The 15806-nt window shown below is 58.8% G+C and carries 10 protein-coding genes and 1 pseudogene; 8 read left to right on the plus strand and 3 right to left on the minus strand.

Annotated elements, in window-relative coordinates; all coding sequences use genetic code 11:
- The first annotated feature begins 3 nt into the window (after window positions 1-3).
- The 3 genes from AB4N73_RS26160 to AB4N73_RS26170 all read left to right on the plus strand — a co-directional run bounded on the left by AB4N73_RS26160 (window position 4) and on the right by AB4N73_RS26170 (window position 7680).
- Window positions 4-1371: a DUF1329 domain-containing protein gene (locus AB4N73_RS26160; RefSeq protein ID WP_039759308.1), complete on the plus strand. Its 1368-nt coding sequence runs from the start codon at window positions 4-6 to the stop codon at window positions 1369-1371.
- A 138-nt stretch (window positions 1372-1509) separates the two neighbouring features.
- Window positions 1510-4062, plus strand: a complete 2553-nt coding sequence (locus AB4N73_RS26165) for a LuxR C-terminal-related transcriptional regulator (RefSeq protein ID WP_460142735.1) — start codon at window positions 1510-1512, stop codon at window positions 4060-4062.
- A 153-nt stretch (window positions 4063-4215) separates the two neighbouring features.
- Window positions 4216-7680: a dermonecrotic toxin domain-containing protein gene (locus AB4N73_RS26170; RefSeq protein WP_460142736.1), complete on the plus strand. Its 3465-nt coding sequence runs from the start codon at window positions 4216-4218 to the stop codon at window positions 7678-7680.
- A gap of 26 nt (window positions 7681-7706) precedes the next feature.
- Here the strand turns inward: AB4N73_RS26170 and AB4N73_RS26175 are convergent, their stop codons facing one another.
- The gene (locus AB4N73_RS26175; protein WP_056782991.1) at window positions 7707-8486 is read right to left on the minus strand and encodes an IclR family transcriptional regulator; all 780 of its coding nucleotides are present in this window, start codon (window positions 8484-8486) and stop codon (window positions 7707-7709) included.
- Window positions 8487-8649: 163 nt separating this feature from the next.
- Here AB4N73_RS26175 and hmgA point away from each other — a divergent pair, with 163 nt between their 5' ends.
- From hmgA to maiA, 3 genes are read left to right on the plus strand one after another with little or no spacing between them, the layout of a single operon-like run.
- The gene (gene hmgA, locus AB4N73_RS26180) at window positions 8650-9954 is read left to right on the plus strand and encodes a homogentisate 1,2-dioxygenase (protein ID WP_323621681.1); all 1305 of its coding nucleotides are present in this window, start codon (window positions 8650-8652) and stop codon (window positions 9952-9954) included.
- A gap of 3 nt (window positions 9955-9957) precedes the next feature.
- Window positions 9958-11262, plus strand: a complete 1305-nt coding sequence (gene fahA / locus AB4N73_RS26185; protein ID WP_041479662.1) for a fumarylacetoacetase — start codon at window positions 9958-9960, stop codon at window positions 11260-11262.
- A 12-nt stretch (window positions 11263-11274) separates the two neighbouring features.
- Window positions 11275-11910 (plus strand): maleylacetoacetate isomerase, encoded by a 636-nt coding sequence (gene maiA / locus AB4N73_RS26190; protein ID WP_056782996.1) that lies wholly within the window; start codon window positions 11275-11277, stop codon window positions 11908-11910.
- A 139-nt stretch (window positions 11911-12049) separates the two neighbouring features.
- Here the strand turns inward: maiA and AB4N73_RS26195 are convergent, their stop codons facing one another.
- Window positions 12050-12850: a transglutaminase family protein gene (locus AB4N73_RS26195; RefSeq protein WP_460142737.1), complete on the minus strand. Its 801-nt coding sequence runs from the start codon at window positions 12848-12850 to the stop codon at window positions 12050-12052.
- Between the two features lie 184 nt (window positions 12851-13034).
- Here AB4N73_RS26195 and AB4N73_RS26200 point away from each other — a divergent pair, with 184 nt between their 5' ends.
- Both AB4N73_RS26200 and AB4N73_RS26205 read left to right on the plus strand, forming a co-directional pair.
- Window positions 13035-14054 (plus strand): Glu/Leu/Phe/Val dehydrogenase family protein, encoded by a 1020-nt coding sequence (locus AB4N73_RS26200; RefSeq protein WP_041479665.1) that lies wholly within the window; start codon window positions 13035-13037, stop codon window positions 14052-14054.
- A gap of 300 nt (window positions 14055-14354) precedes the next feature.
- Window positions 14355-15350, plus strand: a complete 996-nt coding sequence (locus tag AB4N73_RS26205; RefSeq protein ID WP_150638880.1) for an IS110 family RNA-guided transposase — start codon at window positions 14355-14357, stop codon at window positions 15348-15350.
- A 141-nt stretch (window positions 15351-15491) separates the two neighbouring features.
- Here the strand turns inward: AB4N73_RS26205 and AB4N73_RS26210 are convergent.
- A pseudogene (locus tag AB4N73_RS26210) lies at window positions 15492-15746 on the minus strand (YebG family protein); the annotation flags it as partial.
- Window positions 15747-15806: the final 60 nt, after the last annotated feature.

The following is a 15806-nucleotide window of genomic DNA, read 5'->3' on the forward strand; positions in this document are numbered from 1 at the left end:
GCAATGCGCAAAACGATTCTGCAATGTGGCGTGCTGGCCTTGAGTCTGCTGGCCGCCAACGTGATGGCGGCGGTGTCGCCGGATGAAGCGAACAAGCTCGGCACCAGCCTGACCCCGCTCGGCGCCGAGAAGGCCGGCAATGCGGACGGTTCGATTCCGGCCTGGACCGGCGGCATCCCGAAAAACGCCGGTGCGGTGGACAGCAAGGGCTTCCTCGCCGACCCGTTTGCCAACGAAAAACCGCTGTTCACCATCACCGCCGCGAACGTCGAGCAGTACAAAAGCAAGCTCTCCGATGGCCAGGTGGCGATGTTCAAACGCTACCCGGAAACCTACAAGATCCCGGTTTACCCGACCCACCGCACCGTGGGGGCGCCGGCGGAAATCTATGAGTCGGCCAAGCGCAGCGCGCTGAACGTCAACGCAATCAACGATGGCAACGGCCTGGCCAATTTCACCGGCAACCGCTACTACGCCTTCCCGATTCCGAAAAACGGCGTCGAAGTGCTGTGGAACCACATCACCCGCTACCACGGCGGCAATCTGCGGCGGATCATCACTCAGGTCACACCGCAGACCAACGGCAGTTACACGCCGATCCGCTTCGAAGAAGAGATCGCAGTGCCGCAACTGATGAAAGACATCGACCCGGAAAAAGCCGCCAACGTGCTGACCTTCTTCAAGCAATCGGTGACCGCCCCGGCGCGGCTGGCCGGTAACGTGCTGCTGGTGCACGAAACTCTCGATCAGGTGAAGGAACCGCGTCTGGCGTGGATCTACAACGCCGGTCAGCGCCGGGTCCGGCGCGCACCGCAAGTGGCCTATGACGGCCCGGGTACAGCGGCCGATGGCCTGAGGACTTCCGACAACTTCGACATGTTCTCCGGTGCTCCGGATCGCTATGACTGGAAACTGGTCGGCAAGAAGGAAATGTACATTCCCTACAACAGCTACAAGCTCGACTCGCCGAAGCTCAAGTACGACGACATCGTCAAGGCCGGGCACATCAATCAGGACCTGACCCGTTACGAACTGCACCGCGTCTGGGAAGTGATCGGCACGGTGAAACCGAACGAGCGGCACATCTACGCCAAGCGCCACATGTACATCGACGAGGACAGCTGGCAAGTGGCACTGGCCGATCACTACGACGGTCGCGGGCAACTGTGGCGCGTTGCCGAAGGTCACGCCCAGTACTACTACGATCATCAGGCTCAGGCTTACACGCTGGAAGCGCTCTACGACATCATTGCCGGCCGCTACATTGCGTTGGGCATGAAGAACGAAGAGAAGCACAGCTTCGAATTCGGTTTTGAAGCCAAGGCTGCCGATTACACACCTTCGGCCCTGCGCGCCGAGGGCGTGCGCTAACGGCTCTGCTGTACCGCTGGACAAAAGGCGACCGCACGGTCGCCTTTTTTATGGCCATCAATCAGCGTGCTGAATACTCGTCAACAAGGGCGCGGGAGAGGGCTAGGGTGAGCGCACAACGATAAGAAGGCTCACCCGATGACCGCCATGACCCCGTGCCTGGATCGACCCGGATTTTTGCCCAGGCTTTCTTCGCATCATCAACCTCGCAGCCGTTTGAGCGCACCTTTGCTGACATCGAACGCACGGGTCAGGCTGTTGTGCGCGCCCGCAGGCAGCGGCAAAACCGCACTGCTCACCGAATGTCTTCTTCAGGTGCGCGCGGAGTGCGAGGCAATCTGGCTGCCGCTGGCGGGAGCGACGCTCAGCAGCGAAGAATTTTGCCTGCGTCTGACGCGGGCGCTCGGGCTGGTCGAAGGCCTTGACGATACGCAGCTGATGGCGGAACTGGCCCATTGGTCGAGGCCGACGTCGCTGTTTATCGACGATTACAGTCGGCTGCCGGATCCGGCTGTGGATGCTCTGCTGGATCGCTTGCTGGCGGTCAGCAGCCCGGCGCTCACCTGGTGGATCAGCACTCGCCGCCGGCCGCAGTGCAACTGGCCGCGCCTGTTGCTCGATGACGAACTCTACGAATTCGAGAGTGCCAGCCTGGCGCTGACTCACGATGAAGTTGTATCGGTGTTGCACCATTTGCCGCTTGACCAGGCGGACCGCGTCGCCACCCGTATCATCCAGCGTACTGGCGGTTGGTGCGCGGGGGCGCGCATGGCGCTCCTGCAGAAATGCGACTGGTCGCAAAACCCGCAGCCGCAGCAGCGTGTCGACACTCTGCTCGATTATCTGCAGCATGAACTGTTCAGCAACCTGACGCCGGAGCAGGACGAGGCATGGCGTGTGCTGGCTCACCTGCCACGGTTCAATGCGCCGCTATGCGAGCATTTGTTCGGCGCCGGCGAAGGCGCGCGGCTGCTGCACGATCTGCAGGTGTTGGGCTGCTTTATCGAGCCATGGCAGCAATCCGCTGACTGGCTCCAGGTGTTCCGCCCGCTGTCGCGAATCATCCAGGAGTCGCATTGGCCGTGTGCGCGTTCCTGGCACCGGCGCGCCTGTCAGTGGTTCAGCGCGACGCAGGATTGGCGAGCGGCGTTCGAGCAAGCGTTGTTGGCCGAGGAATACGAAACTGCCGTCAGCCTGTTGCAGCATTTCGGCTTCGAAGACTTGTTCGAAGACCAGACCGTCGTCCTGCTGTTGCGTTTGCACGAGCAGCAAAGCCAGCAGCTGACCCTGATGACACCACAGCTGATCGTGCTGGTCACGGGCGCCTTATTGTTTGCCGGCCGGTTCGAACAGGCCGGGCAATGCCTGGCTCATCTCGGCCGCTTCATGCCGCAGCCGACAGCGCAACTGGAGCAGCAACTGCTGGCCCGCTGGCAGGCGCAACAGGGATGGCTGTTTCACCTGCAAGGGCAAATGGAGCCGGCACGCGCCTGCTTTCAGGAGGCTTTGTCTGCGCTGGCTGAAGAGGCCTGGCAGGCGCGTCTGATGTGCCTGTCGGGACTGACCCAGCAGGCGTTACTGTGCGGCGAGCTGGATCAGGCCCATTCCCTCAACCGCGAGGCGCTGTGCCTGGCGCGGGCTCAGGGCTCCTTGCCGTTCGAAGGCTTGCTTGAGCTTGACCATGCGCAATGGCTCGAGCAGCGGGGCGCGCCTTTGCGTGCCGAAAGCCTGCTGGTGGAGATCGAGCACTTGCTGCGCCAACGCGCCACACTGCCCGTGCCGCTGCTCGGCCGGATTGCCCTGCGGCGTGGACGACTGGCGCTGTGCATGGGCCTTGAAGCGCAGGCTGCGCAGTTGTTCAGCGAAGGCCTTGAAGATTGCCTGCGCAGTGCAGACAAACGAGTCTTGTATGGCTATTTGGGGCAGGCTCAACTGGCCGGCAATCGCGGCGATTATGCCTGCGCTTTCGAACGCCTGCGCGAGGCCGAAAGGGTCATGCAGCAGCGGCAGATTCCCGATACGGTCTATCGCGGTGTTGTGTTGCAGGTGAGCAGCCAGTTCTGGTTGCAGCAGGGCCGACCGCATCTTGCGCAAGAAGCGTTGAGCCGACTGTTACGGCATTACCGGGGACCTTCGGCGTTGCAGGCGCCACCCGCGACGTTCGAACTGATTATTCGCATCGAATACCTGCTGGCCTGCGCGAATGCGCAATCGGTCCCGGACGAAAGCGCTCTGTCAACCATTGAGCGATTGTTGAAGCGCGCTCAGGCCAAAGGCATGTTGGCGGCGGAAACGGAATTGTTGCTGGCCTTCGCCCAGTTGGCCGAGGCGCACGGTGACACGGTGGCGGCGCAGCAAGCGTTCCAGCGAGCCGCAACGCTGGCGCAGCGTTGCCGATTGCAGCAAGCCGTGCGCGAGTGGGAATTACGCCGAGGTAGCCTCACTGGGGCTGGCAAGGAGGTCTCTGCCTGGCCACGGGATAACGATGAACAGGCGCCTGGCCTCAGTCGGCGCGAACGGGAAGTGCTGATGTTGATTGCTCAAGGGGCTTCTAATCAGCAAGTTGCCGAACAACTGTTTATTTCATTACATACAGTAAAAACCCATGCGAGAAGGATTAACGGTAAGTTGGGTGTAGAACGCAGAACCCAGGCTGTGGCGAAAGCCAAGTTGATGGGGATACTGGTTTAGTTTTGTAAATTTCAGTAGCACAACATGGTGTTCGTTGTTGGGTGGCATGTTTTGTAATTTGTTCGAGCTTCATGTCGGCTGAAAAAGAAACTACCTTGCAATTATCGGCGGTGGCTGCACTTGCAGCTCTGGATAATCAAGTAAGGAAAGTTTGTGGCCAAGTTATATAAAAGTTTGATGCGTGGTTCTTTCGGTGAGCAGGTTACCTGGCCGGAAGAGTGGGAAAAGGCAACACAGGCTAAAACAGATCTGTTCAAGATCATCGACGCCATGCCGAGCGTGCTGGATATTCTGCGCAGCATGCTTGAGGGTGAATTGAAGCGTCTGGGCAAAACAGTTGATATCGACAAGGTCTATATCAATACGGATCCTGCTTTCCCTGCCGATGAAAATCGGCCATCAGGCACTCTTTGGGAGGTGACGGTTCATTGTCTGAATAACCATATAAGTCCTGCCTATATTATGGGTGGTGATGGGGTTTTTGTTCTGCCGGATACGTTCAGTGAGCAATTCAAAGTCAAGGTGCTCAATACCATTGTTGTTGAAGATCTGATCGCTGCTGTAACTGCCGGACTGGAAAAAACATTGCGAGCCGAGATCGCAAAGTTCTGGGCTGCGCCAGCGAAACCCGTCCATGCCGACAATGCACCGCTGTCGAACAAACAGGCTTTCATCAAGGCCTATGCTGTGGTCACCGGTGCAGAGCTGTCGCTGTCGGTCATGGCCAACAATTTCGATGCCCGATTGGGCGAGCGATTCGCTCATCTGCTGGAAGCAGATGCCGGTCGCGCAGCGTTTGAAGTCAACCTGCAACCGGCACAGGATTATCTTCTGGTGCGCCAGCCCTGTTTCGTTCTGGACAACGCCGAGCGTGCGGTCGCAGAGATGCAACTGGTCAACGAGTCGACTTCCTATCTGCTGCACACGCCGGAAAACGGCTTCGAGTTCTTTGAAAGAAATACCGATTTGCACAGCAAACTTCAGCAGAGACTTTCCCTGCGTAGCGAGCAGATCAGTTACCCGAAAGCCACGCAAAGTCCTCATGTCTTTTGTGTCGACACTCACCTCAAAGGTCAGCTTGAAAATGTTTCATCCTTGATCAGGGGCCGGGAACAACTGGAAAAACCACTGATCTCCATGCTTCAAGAGAATCAACGCCTGCATGTGCTGCGTTACGGCATCGACACCCGCTTTTATCTGCTTTGGGCAGCACTGAAGCGCACCGACTGGCCGCTTTGGCTGCATGCCGCTGGTAGCGATGTTCAACAACGTTATAGCGAGCTTGAAGAATCCAAAGACCAGTATGAGGCTGCATATTCGAGCGCGTTCGATACGTGTTTTTCTTTCAAGGACTATGTGCTGCGCACGTTCTCCGCATGGGCGCAGAGGGCCTTTGACGAACGCCTGGATCCTGAAGCGATCAGTGTCCATAGCTCGTACACTTTGCAGATTGCCGGACGGACCATCGAGCAGGAAGAAACCCGGACGCTGACGGAGTTTCTTGTTTTCGGTCTGCACGACAATGGTTACAAAGCGACTCTGACCATCATCGGCGCTCCCGACGGAAGTCGGCTGACGGCAGTAGCGCTCGAGCAGTGGCTGGAAAATCGTAATCTGCGCCTGGAGTTTACCGGCAGTCTTGCATACTCGCCGTCGGTTGCTTGGCAGGAGGCCTATCGCAACTATCTCTTCAGCCAGATGGAGTTTGCAGTTTTTGTAGCTCGCCAGTCCGGGAAGCTGGATTCCACCGATGCGAACATCATCGCGCGAGCCATGGCCAACGACCCTGCGGTGACTATTCAGGGCTTGAAAATCAGGCTGCAAGTCCCAGCATTGAAAGATGTTCTGATGATTTCGGCCAAAGAATACGCACCGTCGCTGATGTTGGTCAAAACAGCTGACGGGCAATTCGAACTGCAGAAATTTTCCGATATCTACGCGGCGAACCGCTGGCTGGAGTCGGCATTGTCGGCGGATCGTGAATACGCCGCATTGATGATTCATCCCGACTACCTGCACGAGGCGGGTGAGTTGCTTGGCAGCGCTGGTACTCAACTGAGCTACCGCTACACGCTTGATAGCCGGCCGGTCGATCTTTATCTGAACGCCAAGGCACCTTTGGCGGACTACGTAAATGTCGCCTACCGAGCCGAAGTTGCGCTGCACAAGGCCATTGCACCGGCAGCTTATCGGGCGCTTGGCATTGAGGGGCGCAAGCGCTATTCGCGTCTGACAACCGAACTCAAGGCGCTGTCCACGGTTGATGCACGAGACAATGGTTTTCCGACATTCGAGCAGTTCACCTATGACGCGGTGAAAGCCCAGATAGAAGACCTGTTGCGTTCGCGCGGCAGCAACATTTCGGTCAATCCCGACCAGATCATTATTCAGACCGAAGAGTTTCGTAAGAGCGTTACCGACGTCTTGCTTGAGGGACTCGCTTTCGAAGCGGATCATCCGGCCTATGAAACCAAGTACAGCCCCAAATATTACTTGGTGAATGGACATCCCCTCGTTGAAACACTGGATATCCGGGATTTGTCTTCGCTATCGAAAACCTTCCGCCCTGGTGACCGATACAGCGCGATGCTGGAAGAGCAATATCTGAACAAGGCTCATCCTGATTACGCTTTCAAGCGCGCGGTACACGCCCGGAAAATCCGCTGTGAGATGTATCGCAATGCGTTTGCCGATTTCACCAACGGCAGATTATCGACAGAGTCTTTCTCTGCTGTCCAAGGGGTCATCGATAACCTGAAAGAGAGTGGCGGTTATCAGTCGGTAGGGACCAGCACCGCCGAAGGTGATATCGGGCTGTACAAATTCAATATTGGCGCGCTGGGTCTGACGACTCCTGGGGACCGCGCGGTTGGCGGCGTTTATATTTTTCGACTGAAGTTGTCGTCAGGTTTCTTCGACTTGCTCTATACGCCTGACGCACCGGATCAAGTCAACTTCCGACCGATCGCTGAGTTCATTCCTTCGATTCGTTTTCGAAAAGGCCCATTCAGGAGCTATTACAGCGAGCGGATACTGCTGGTTGACCAGAAAGTGACCAATGACTACTTCGATAATCTGGTCGCAACGGTTGATACCCGACCGGTCATTCGCACACAGCAGCGTTCGTTACTGCCCGATCTGTTCACTTTCCATGACGAGCGAGTGCGCCGTGTATTGAGTGACATCGACGAACGGACCACCAGTCTCAACGAAATAATCGCCAGTGTGGTTTATGAAAATCTGTTGAAGGCCGCAAACATTGTCAGCCTGCTGGTGCCACCCGTAGGCACTGTGGTGGTGGCTGTGCAGGTGATGAAAAGCATCTACGACGCGTCGCAGTCGCACCGGCGCGGTGATTATTCCGCCGCGCTGGGGCATGTGCAGGATGTATTGAGCGGACTGCTGACATTGGGTCAGGCTGCAGCGGCGGGGGCGCCGGCTAAAGAACTTACCCGTGCGCAACGCTCGTTTCTCAGTCTGTTTGAAGACGCCCGCACGGTCGCGGAGCTGGTTACGTATTACACCGGCCATGAAGACCCCGCCGATGAACTGATCGGGTTCTTCAAGTCACTGATGCAAGAGGCTGAGTCTGCATTAAGCAAGACCACGGTTCGCTGAGCCGTTTCGAGCGCTCATAGTCTGATTTATCTTTCGTAACCCATGCGCCAACTCACGGCCCGGGTCGCAGCCAACAACCGCTGCGCCGCCGGGCCGTTTTCGTCGGCGTGGAACAGTGAGGTCGGGCCGACGATGGTCAGCACCGCAGCGATCTGGCCGACCGCGTTGAACACTGGCGCAGAAAGCGCATCCACACCCGGCATCAACAAACCATGCACGTGATGCAGACCGCGTTCGCGGATCTGTTCACACAGCGCTGCATAGGCTTTTTCGTCCTTGAGGGGATGCTTCTCGACAGCGATCTCCTGCTCGCGCAATTCATCGGTTTCCCGGTGCGGCAGGTAAGCGCTGAACACCAGCCCGGTGGACGAGCTGAGCAGCGGCAGCACCGAACCCAACTGCGTCACCACCGTCACCGCGCGCACCGCCGGTTCAATGTGCACGACGGTTGCGCCCTGATTGCCCCACACCGCGAGAAAGCAGGTTTCGTTGAGTTCATCGCGCAGCTCGGACAGCGGCAGGGCGGCAACTTTCAGCACGTCCATGCTGTTGAGCGCGGCCAGGCCCACGCGCAGTGCTTCGCGACCGAGGCCGTAATGGTTGGTGGCGGTGTTCTGTTCGGCAAATCCGGAGGCTATCAACGCCTGCAAATAGCGATGCACCTTGCTTGCCGGCATCTGCACATGTTCGGCCAGACGCGACAGCGAAGTCGACGGTGACAACTCGGCCAAAGCCTTGAGGATGTCGGTGCCGACTTCGGCGGAGCGGACTTTCTGTTTGCCGTTGCTGTCGCTGGTTTTTTCCATGGGGCTGGCGGTTCCGGTTCGAATGGGCGTCTTTATAGCTTGACGCTGGATAGCGAGCAAATTACGTTATGCGTAATCAGATTACGATAATAACAACCCCGGCGTGCCGAGAACTCTGAGCCAGAGCGATGGGCCACTGCCGACTCCCTGTTCAGGAGGCTCCATGAACCCCGATTCAACCGCGCAGGACCTGGTTTACCAGTCCGGCTTCGGCAACGAATTCAGCACTGAAGCGTTGCCCGGCGCGCTGCCCGTTGGCCAGAATTCCCCGCAGAAAGCCCCGTACGGCCTGTATACCGAGCTGTTCTCCGGCACCGCGTTCACCATGCCGCGCAGCGAAGCGCGGCGCACCTGGATGTACCGGATTCAGCCGTCGGCCAACCACCCGGCGTTCGTCAAACTGGAACGGCAACTGGCCGGCGGACCTTTGGGTGAAGTGACGCCCAATCGCCTGCGCTGGAATCCACTGGAGCTGCCGACCGAGCCAACGGATTTCATCGATGGTCTGGTCAGCATGGCGGCCAATGCTGGCGCCGAAAAACCTTCCGGCATCAGCATTTATAACTACACCGCCAACCGTTCAATGGAGCGTGTGTTCTTTAACGCCGATGGGGAAATGCTGCTGGTGCCGCAACTCGGTCGCCTGCGTATCGCCACCGAACTGGGCGTACTCGAAGTGGCGCCGCTGGAAATCGTCGTTCTGCCGCGTGGCCTGAAATTTCGCGTCGAACTGCTCGATCCACAGGCTCGCGGCTACCTCGCCGAGAACCACGGCGCGCCGCTGCGCCTGCCGGATCTGGGGCCGATCGGCAGCAACGGTCTGGCCAATCCACGGGATTTCCTCACCCCGGTCGCTGCCTACGAAAACCTGCAGCAACCGACTACTTTGGTGCAGAAATTCCTTGGCCAGTTGTGGGCCACCGAACTCAATCACTCACCGCTCAATGTGGTCGCCTGGCACGGCAACAACGTGCCGTACAAATACGACCTGCGCCGTTTCAACACCATCGGCACGGTGAGTTTCGATCACCCTGATCCTTCAATTTTCACTGTACTGACCTCGCCGACCAGCGTGCACGGTCTGGCCAACCTCGATTTCGTGATCTTCCCGCCGCGCTGGATGGTCGCCGAAAACACCTTCCGGCCACCGTGGTTCCATCGCAACCTGATGAACGAATTCATGGGCCTGATCCAGGGCGAATACGACGCCAAGGCCGAAGGCTTCGTGCCCGGCGGCGCGTCGCTGCACAGCTGCATGAGCGCCCACGGCCCGGACGGCGAAACCTGCACCAGGGCGATCAACGCCGAGCTTGCACCTGCAAAAATCGATAACACCATGGCCTTCATGTTCGAGACCAGCCAGGTGCTTCGTCCAAGTCGTTTCGCCCTCGAATGCCCACAGTTGCAACCCAGTTACGACGCTTGCTGGGCGACGCTGCCCGCCACGTTCGACCCGACCCGGAGATAACCCATGACACAGAATTCCATCCCCCGCAGTTGGGTCGCTTCGGCCAACGGTCACAGCGATTTCCCCTTGCAGAATCTGCCGCTGGGCGTGTTCAGCCTGGACGGTTCGGCGCCTCGCGCGGGCGTAGCGATCGGCGAGCACATTTTCGATTTGCAGGTGGCGCTTGAGGCCGGTCTGTTCGACGGTGTCGCACGCAGTGCGGTGGAAGCCATGCACGGCGGGCAGTTGAACGCGTTCTTTGAACTTGGCCGTGAGGCGCGGGTTGCCCTGCGCGAACGCCTGATCGAACTGTTCAGTGAAGGCAGCACCCTGCGTGGCAACATCGAAGCGCAAGGCGCGAAACTCTTGCCGTTGGCTGCCGATTGCCAGATGCACCTGCCGGCACGGATCAGCGATTACACCGACTTCTACGTCGGCATCGAGCACGCGCAGAACGTCGGCAAACTGTTCCGCCCGGATAACCCGCTGCTGCCGAACTACAAGCACGTGCCGATCGGTTACCACGGTCGCGCTTCCACGGTGCGAGCGTCCGGCACCGACGTGCGCCGGCCGAAAGGCCAGACGCTGCCGGCCGGCCAGACCGAACCGGTATTCGGTCCATGCGCGCGTCTGGATTACGAACTGGAACTGGGTATCTGGATCGGCCAGGGCAATGAGATGGGCGAGCCGATTGCCATCGGTGACGCTGCCGAGCACATCGCCGGTTTCTGCCTGCTCAACGACTGGTCGGCGCGGGATATCCAGGCTTGGGAATACCAGCCACTCGGCCCATTCCTGTCGAAGAGTTTCATCACCAGCGTCTCGCCGTGGGTGGTGACGGCTGAAGCACTGGAACCATTCCGCACGGCGCAACCGGCCCGCCCTGAAGGTGATCCGCAGCCGCTGCCGTATCTGCTCGACAAGCGCGATCAGGATGGCGGCGCCTTCGACATCGAGCTGGAAGTGCTGTTGCGTACCGAAACCATGCGCGAGCAGAACCTGCCCGCCCATCGTTTAACCCTGAGCAACACCCGCTACATGTACTGGACCGTCGCGCAAATGGTTGCGCATCACAGCGTCAACGGTTGCCAGTTGCAGGCCGGCGATCTGTTCGGTTCGGGCACTTTGTCCGGGCCGGAAAACGGTCAGTTCGGCAGCCTGCTGGAGATCACTGAGGGCGGTAAGAAACCGATCGAACTGGCTTCTGGCGAAGTGCGCAAATTCCTTGAGGACGGTGACGAAATCATCCTGCGTGCCCGCTGCGCCCGCGACGGTTTTGCCTCGATCGGCTTCGGCGAATGTCGCGGCACCGTGATCGCTGCGCGCTGACAGGAGCGGCTTATGGATCTCTATGGCTATTACCGTTCCACTTCATCGTACCGGGTGCGGATTGCGCTGGCGTTGAAGGGCCTCGATTACCAGGCGTTGCCGGTCAACCTGATCGCACCGTCGGGCGGTGAACATCGGCAACCGGCGTATCTGGCGCTCAATCCGCAGGGCCGGGTGCCGACCTTGCGCACCGATGATGGTGCGCTGCTGATTCAATCGCCGGCGATCATCGAGTATCTGGAAGAGCGTTATCCACAGGTGCCGTTGCTGCCGGATGATCTGCTGGCGCGCGCGCAGGTGCGCGGTGTCGCGGCGGTGATCGGCTGCGACGTGCACCCGCTGCACAACGTCAGCGTGCTCAATCGCCTGCGCCAGGCGGGGCAGAATGAGGCGCAAGTGGTGGAGTGGATCAGCCATTGGATCAGCCAAGGGCTGGCGACGGTGGAGCAGTTGATCGGCGACAGCGGTTTCTGTTTTGGCGAATGGCCGTGCGTGGCAGATGTGTATCTGATTCCGCAGTTGTATGCGGCTGAGCGGTTCAACGTCAGCCTGGAGGCGTATCCGAAAATTTGCCGTGTGGCTGCGTTGGCGGCTGAACATCCGGCGTTTATCAAGGCGCATCCTGCCAATCAACCAGACACCCCGTAATTCCTGTGGGAGCGAGCCTGCTCGCGAAGACGGAGTGTCAGTGGCCTTTCATTCAGCTGACACACCGCTTTCGCGAGCAGGCTCGCTCCCACACAGGTTTGTGTGGGCCTCAAGGATGGTGGCAGCCTGCGGAAGGTAGTTAATGCACGACGGAGTTGGGCGGCAGATGGCCGAGGCGTTCGGTCAGGCGCAGGCGCTGGATAGGGTCTTCGCTGAGCAATAACGCATGCTCCAGATCGAAGCGTTCAGCGTTCGGGCAATCCAGCCGTTGATACAGACTGGCCCGGGCCATGTAATCGGAGGCCTTCGCATCGCCCAGTTCGAGCACTCGTTCTGCGTCGATCAGCGCGGCGATGTGATCGTCGTGGGTCAGGTGCAATTGGCGCAGGTTGCGTGACAGACGTTGCAGCATCTGCACCGGCGTTGCGCTCAGCAAATGTTCGGCGCTGAGCTGCATGTTCGGCCCGTATTGGCGTTGCAGTTCTCGGCAGTCATTGGGATACAGTCGCCGCCCGCCGCAAGGATCGAGCAAGTGGTCGGCGCCGGGTACCCGCAGCAGAAAATGTCCGGGGAAGTTGACCCCGACCAGAGGAATCTCCAACCCACGCGCCAATTCCAGTGCGATCAACGCCAATGCCAACGGCTGACCGCGTTGGGTGTGCAACACGCGATGCAGCAGCGCCGCCTGCGGGCGCAGCGGCAGGAAATCATCCTGCGCGAAACCGAGATCGACCATGCGTCGCAACAGCGGTTGCGCCAGTTCGCTGACCGGCAGCATCGGCAGCCCATAGCTGACGCGTAGTTGCAGATCCTTGAAGGTGCGCAACCATGCCTCGGGCTCGAGGGTTTTGTCGTGCTCGGCACTTATCCACAGCGCAGCTTCCAGCAGGGCCGGCGGTGAACGATGCAGGCATTCGAAAAAGCGTTGGCGCGCACTCATCTGAATCTCCCTCCAATGCCTCGTTTTAGCCCCGTCCGGGTTGTTCGTCCAGTGCCGGGCTCACTGAGCGCGAGTTATAGCGGCGCAGCATTGTCCGCTCGGCGGCTCATGCCGGTGTGCGCCAGCAATTTTCAGGGGCAAGCCTATACTGGCGTTCTACAAGAAGTGATTCGGGAGCCTGTCGATGTTCGCTCTCATGCAAAGCACTCGCCTGGAATCGCTGCACCTGAGCGTGGACCCGGCCACCGGGTTGAAGGCGGTCATTGCCATTCATAACAGCCATCTGGGGCCAGCCCTGGGTGGGTGCCGTTACCTTGCCTATCCCAACGACGAATCTGCGGTCGAGGACGCCATTCGCCTGGCGCAAAACATGAGCTACAAAGCGGCGCTCGCCGGCCTCGCGCAAGGTGGCGGGGTGGCGGTGATCGTGCGCCCGGCCCATGTCGAGAATCGCGCCGCGTTGTTCGAGGCTTTCGGACGTTGCATCGAGCAACTCGACGGCCGCTATATCACCGCCATCGACAGCGGTACGTCAGTGGCGGACATGGACTGCATTGCCCAGCAGACCCGCCACGTTACCAGCACCACTTCGGCAGGCGACCCGGCGCCGCATGCGGCCATGGGCGTGTTCGCCGGCATACGCGCCACGGCGATGGCGCGCCTGGGCAGCGACAACCTCGAAGGTCTGCGCGTTGCCATCCAGGGGCTTGGCAATGTCGGTTTTGCGCTGGCCGAGCAACTGCACGCGGCAGGCGCCGAGTTGCTCGTCAGTGACATCGACCACGGCAAGGTGCAACTGGCGATGGAGCAGCTCAATGCTCACCCGATCGCCAACGACGCATTGCTCAGCACGCCGTGCGACATTCTCGCGCCGTGCGGGTTGGGCGGTGTGCTCAACAGTCACAGCGTTTCACAGCTGCGCTGCTCGGCGGTGGCCGGTTCGGCGAACAATCAACTTTCCCATCTGGATGTGGCGGATCAACTGGAACGGCGCGGGATTCTTTATGCGCCGGATTATGTGATCAATGCCGGCGGGCTGATTTACGTATCGCTTAAACATCGCGGTGAGGAGTTGCCGACGATTACGGCGCATCTGTCGAAAATCAGTTCGCGGCTGACCGAAGTCTTCGCCCATGCTCAGGCGGAAAAACGTTCGCCGGCGCGGGTGGCGGATGAGTTGGCCGAAAAGGTTTTGTATCGCTGAAAGCAAAAGATCGCAGCCTTCGGCAGCTCCTTGTATGTTCCCCACACACCAGCATGAATGAGATCTAAGCTCGCTGGTGCGACATACGAAGATGTGTTTCTGGGGGAGACCGATCGCTCCTTAAGGCAGGACTTGCTCCTGACCTTGTATGTAGAGAGGTCCCCCCGCCTCATTGCCCACCACGAAGAGTATCGAGAAGCCGACGAGTCGGACTTCGCATTACAAGGTTGCAGTGGCATGAAGTTCGAGGTCAGGGGAACCAGGAAGCATTTTTAACTCAGTTCTCTTGGAGTTGAAAGCATGAACATGCACGTCGGTTTGGATGTGGGATCTCGCACTACAGCGATGGGCTGGCGCAATGGCGGCCGTTTTGCAGGTCAGTGCAATATCGACCAGACACCGGCGGGGCGCAAAGCTGCTGTCGGCAAGTTACTTGAGCTCAAGCCTATATCTGTGGTGATGGAAGCCACCGGAATCTACTACCTGGACTTGGCCATGGAGCTCGCTGCGGCGGGTTTGCCAGTCTCGGTTATCAATCCGAAGAGTTTTCACAACTTTGCAAAGCTGATGCTGAAAAACAGCAAAACGGACGCAATCGATGCCCAGTTATTAGCTGAGTACGGCGAACGCATGAGCCCAAGGTTGTGGACGCCGCCCACTTCAATACAGCTTGAGCTACGCGCTATCGGTCGCCACATCAATCGTTTGACGGGTCATCGCACCCGCGCCAAAAACGAGCTGCATGCACTAAAAGCCACTCAAACAACTCTTCTGATGCTGATTGAAGACGAAGAAGAAGCCATCAACGCCTTTGACAAACGAATCGAGCGTTTCCGACTCGCTGGTCGGGCACTGATCGACAACTGCCCAACGTTGAGCGCCCAGTTCGCCCACATGATCGCCGCCCCTGGCATGGGTGAGATCTCAGTATTTGCGGCGCTGGCTGAACTGACGACCTTACCGGTAACGCTCAAGTCAGCGCAGGTCAGCCGCCATGCCGGACTCGATGTCCGACTCACGCAATCAGGCACCAGCATTGATAAACCCGGCCGGATAAGTAAGGGCGGCAATGCCTATTTGCGATCAGCGATGTACATGCCTGCGCTGACCGCCATACGTTGCGACCCAAATGTGAAAGCGTTTTACGAAGCCTTGGTGGCTCGAGGAAAGAGGAAGATGCAGGCTATTGTCGCAGTCATGCGCAAATACCTGACCGGACTATGGGCCTGCATGCGGGCAGGCGAAGACTTCAGTACAGCCAAGCTTTTTAGCGATAAACACACCCAAAAAGCTTGACCGTGAACAGAGTATCTACATTCCGAGTGCAGGAGCTGCCGAAGGCTGCGATCTTTCTAATTACTTCGGCGCTTTCGCTGGTTTGGCTGGCTTCGCCGGCGCCTCATCAGGTTCTGCCGCTTCAGCTTTTTCGACAGGCTCGGCCGGCGCATTGATCAGCTCCGACAGCGCATCGGGCTGGCTCTTGAACGCTCTGGCGAACACATCGCGATTCTTCGCCATGTAGATCCCGGCTTCTTCCACTTGCTGTTCAGTCAGGGACGGAACGGCTTTTTGCAGCACATCGGCCAGATATTCGGCCAGTTCGAGCATTTTGTCATGACGATCAGCTTCGGCTTTATCCATGAACAAGCGCTCCAGATCTCGGCTGCTGCGGTATACCACTTCGACGGCCATTCACCACCTCACATGCCTTCACATTAAGTTGTCTTGACGACTACTGTATCCATATACAGC

Source organism: Pseudomonas sp. S3_B08 (assembly GCF_054667725.1).